This is a genomic window from uncultured Thiodictyon sp. (assembly GCF_903828115.1).
Taxonomy (GTDB): Bacteria; Pseudomonadota; Gammaproteobacteria; order Chromatiales; family Chromatiaceae; genus Thiodictyon.
On sequence record NZ_CAIKKU010000535.1, the window covers coordinates 1 to 2,292 of the forward strand.

At 64.9% G+C, this 2,292-nt stretch carries 6 protein-coding genes; 2 read left to right on the forward strand and 4 right to left on the reverse strand.

The genetic code is table 11. The features are described from left to right. Both QZY48_RS19855 and QZY48_RS19860 read left to right on the forward strand, forming a co-directional pair. Positions 1-398 (forward strand): hypothetical protein (locus QZY48_RS19855; protein ID WP_295434425.1); only part of this gene is annotated, 398 nt, incomplete at its 5' end. A 111-nt stretch (positions 399-509) separates the two neighbouring features. Next, positions 510-680: a hypothetical protein gene (locus QZY48_RS19860; RefSeq protein WP_295434427.1), complete on the forward strand. Its 171-nt coding sequence runs from the start codon at positions 510-512 to the stop codon at positions 678-680. 28 nt (positions 681-708) lie between these two features. On the opposite strand, the gene QZY48_RS19865 is transcribed toward QZY48_RS19860, so the two are convergent. From QZY48_RS19865 to QZY48_RS19880, 4 genes are all read right to left on the reverse strand, one after another. Next, positions 709-1,248: a hypothetical protein gene (locus tag QZY48_RS19865; protein WP_295434429.1), complete on the reverse strand. Its 540-nt coding sequence runs from the start codon at positions 1,246-1,248 to the stop codon at positions 709-711. Further along, positions 1,233-1,529, reverse strand: coding sequence for a hypothetical protein (locus tag QZY48_RS19870; RefSeq protein ID WP_295434431.1), 297 nt, complete (start codon positions 1,527-1,529; stop codon positions 1,233-1,235). Before QZY48_RS19870 ends, QZY48_RS19865 begins: the two co-directional genes overlap by 16 nt. Positions 1,530-1,693: 164 nt before the next feature. After that, the gene (locus QZY48_RS19875; protein ID WP_100922771.1) at positions 1,694-2,023 is read right to left on the reverse strand and encodes an integration host factor subunit alpha; all 330 of its coding nucleotides are present in this window, start codon (positions 2,021-2,023) and stop codon (positions 1,694-1,696) included. Between the two features lie 63 nt (positions 2,024-2,086). Next, positions 2,087-2,292, reverse strand: a 206-nt coding sequence (locus tag QZY48_RS19880; protein ID WP_295434433.1) for a hypothetical protein, incomplete at its 5' end; no start/stop codon positions are given.

The following is a 2,292-nucleotide window of genomic DNA, read 5'->3' on the forward strand; positions in this document are numbered from 1 at the left end:
ACGAGGGGAACCAGGCAGATGGCGACAGCCATCCACAAGGCGGTGTTGGTCTTGGAGCGCAGGGTCGCGTCACTCATGGCAGTAACCTCAAGTCAGATGGCTGGGCCGTATCTCTGGTTCGTGTAGCAAGCTGGACAATGGGTTGGTGGTCGATCCGGGAGGATCAGGACGCCGAAGCCTTGTCGCCTGCCTACGGTTCAAACTATAGGTTGCGCCAGCGCAAAGCTGAAATCGTTATTTCCTACCGTAACAATCAAGTATTGACGAGGCCGAACCGGACGCGGCGGTTTTGGCCGTGCCGGATGCAGCGGCAGCCCACCGCGGGCCCCGCTGTACCCACCCCGGGCGAGGCCCTCACGCACCTGGTCAACCCGGCCTGGAGCGCCGACCCCATCTGAGCGTTCGCTGACGGTCCCGCTCAGGTTCTGTCTACCCGCCCTCCCTTACGCTGTGCCCAAGGTCGCGATCAACCGCTGCCTGGTCACGCCACACAGCGTCAGGAGTCAGCGATGTACACCTACCCACTCCACTGCCAGAACCAGCGTACCGCCGCGCAGGCCCGCACCACGCGGCCGTCCCAGGCGGCTTCCCGCCACAGCATCGAGCGAGATCTGAAGGTCGCCGACATGATCGCCCGCGCCATCCAGGACAACGGGTCACAGCTCTATCGCGGTGCCTGAGCGTGCTGCTGAACACCGGGCGCCCCTTTCAGGTGCGCTGCCACCGCAGCCAGCGCCGCAGCCGCCGCTTGACCGCCCGCCCGGTCCGCCAGGCCCAGGATGCGCGCACCCATGCGAGCAGCGCCTCCTTCCAGGCATACCAGCGCCGGTACCCCGCCGCGAACCACGGCATCCGCATCAGCGCCGGCTGAGTCAGCGCGAACAGCCACGCCAGCACCGCGGTGCCGAGCAGCTTGGCCACCACGACCACCGCCAGTCCGGTCAGCGCCGCGCCCTGGGCGATCAGCCACAGCGCGAGCAGCTTGACCGGCACCAGCACCAGGGTTGGCAGCAGCAGCACGGCCAGCGCGGCGGGCGGCGACAGCCGCGCGACCGCGGCCTCGATCCGGCGCATCACCGGGATGCGACCCAACCAAGTCAACGCACGACGCAGCGGCTCCCAGCCCCATTCCTCGAACAGGATCAGCAGCGCCAGCAGGCCGACGGCCAGGTGGCGGAGCCCGCGGCCGACGGCGCGCAGCAGGTCGAGCGCGGCCTGAACGCCTGGGCTTCTCACTGGAGCGAGCACTTGATCAACTGTGTCACCTCTTGCGAAACCCGTTTCCCCGTTGCCGCCGACAGTTCAAGTTGGACGTAGAGCCCGTTCATGTAGCCCTGTAGCAGGTCAATCTGACGGAGCAAATCCCGCGGGTCGTCGAACTGCCAGCCGATCATCCCGCCCTGAACCTGTTCTCGGTGGCCCCGACACAGCAGACGCAGGACATGCGTCTCGATCATTGAGCGGTGGAAAAAAGTAGTCATCGCGACCGCATCCGTTGAAGACACCTCGCCAGCGTCTAACCAGTTCATAGTATCCCCGACCAGCGCAATGCGTCGAACGATAATGAATCATTGTAGCGTGAGACGACACACCGGAGCGGCGGCCAACCAGGCAAGCCGCCGACGCGGCAGCGACCTCGGCGCGCACCGGCGGCCCACGCCGACCGGATAACGCGTTTTCAGGCGTCGGCGGGCTATTCGCTTGGCTCCGCACCAGTGGCGCTCGGTGGCACGGGTGCCGTATAGGCTTCCACCCGTGCTTTGAGCTTCTGGCCCGGATGGAAGGTTACGACGCGGCGCGCAGAGATCGGGATCTCCTCTCCGGTCTTCGGATTGCGTCCCGGGCGCTCTTTCTTCTCGCGCAGTTCAAAGTTCCCGAAGCCGGACAGTTTGACCTCATCGCCACGCTCCAGGGACTTCCGAGTCTCCTCGAAAAAACTCTCGACGATATCTTTGGCCTCACGTTTGTTGAGCCCGAGTTCGTCGAACAGGTGTTCTGCCAAATCGGCTTTGGTCAAGGCCATCCCGTCACTCCCGTCATCGTCACGAAAAATGGACTCACGTCGGGCCCCGACAGGTCCCCCCGCTCACGCCGCTATCAAATCGGCAAGTATCTGATAATAAGCGCGTAAAATCAATTGTAAAAGGAGGTCGCCAGCCCTGAAGCATAACCCTGCCGCCGCCTGACAGCGGGCGATGCCGGCGCCGGTGGGCGCTGGCGTTGACTGTTGCGGGGTGGGTTGGCCCTGACCAGGGGTGGCAACGGGAAGCCCTGGCAGGTGCCGGGAGGGTG

Coding starts and splice junctions, on each gene's coding strand:
- QZY48_RS19875 (WP_100922771.1), bottom strand. CDS start 2,023: ATGGCCTTGACCAAAGCCGATTTGGCAGAACACCTGTTCGACGAACTC.
- QZY48_RS19860 (WP_295434427.1), top strand. CDS start 510: ATGTACACCTACCCACTCCACTGCCAGAACCAGCGTACCGCCGCGCAG.
- QZY48_RS19870 (WP_295434431.1), bottom strand. CDS start 1,529: ATGAACTGGTTAGACGCTGGCGAGGTGTCTTCAACGGATGCGGTCGCG.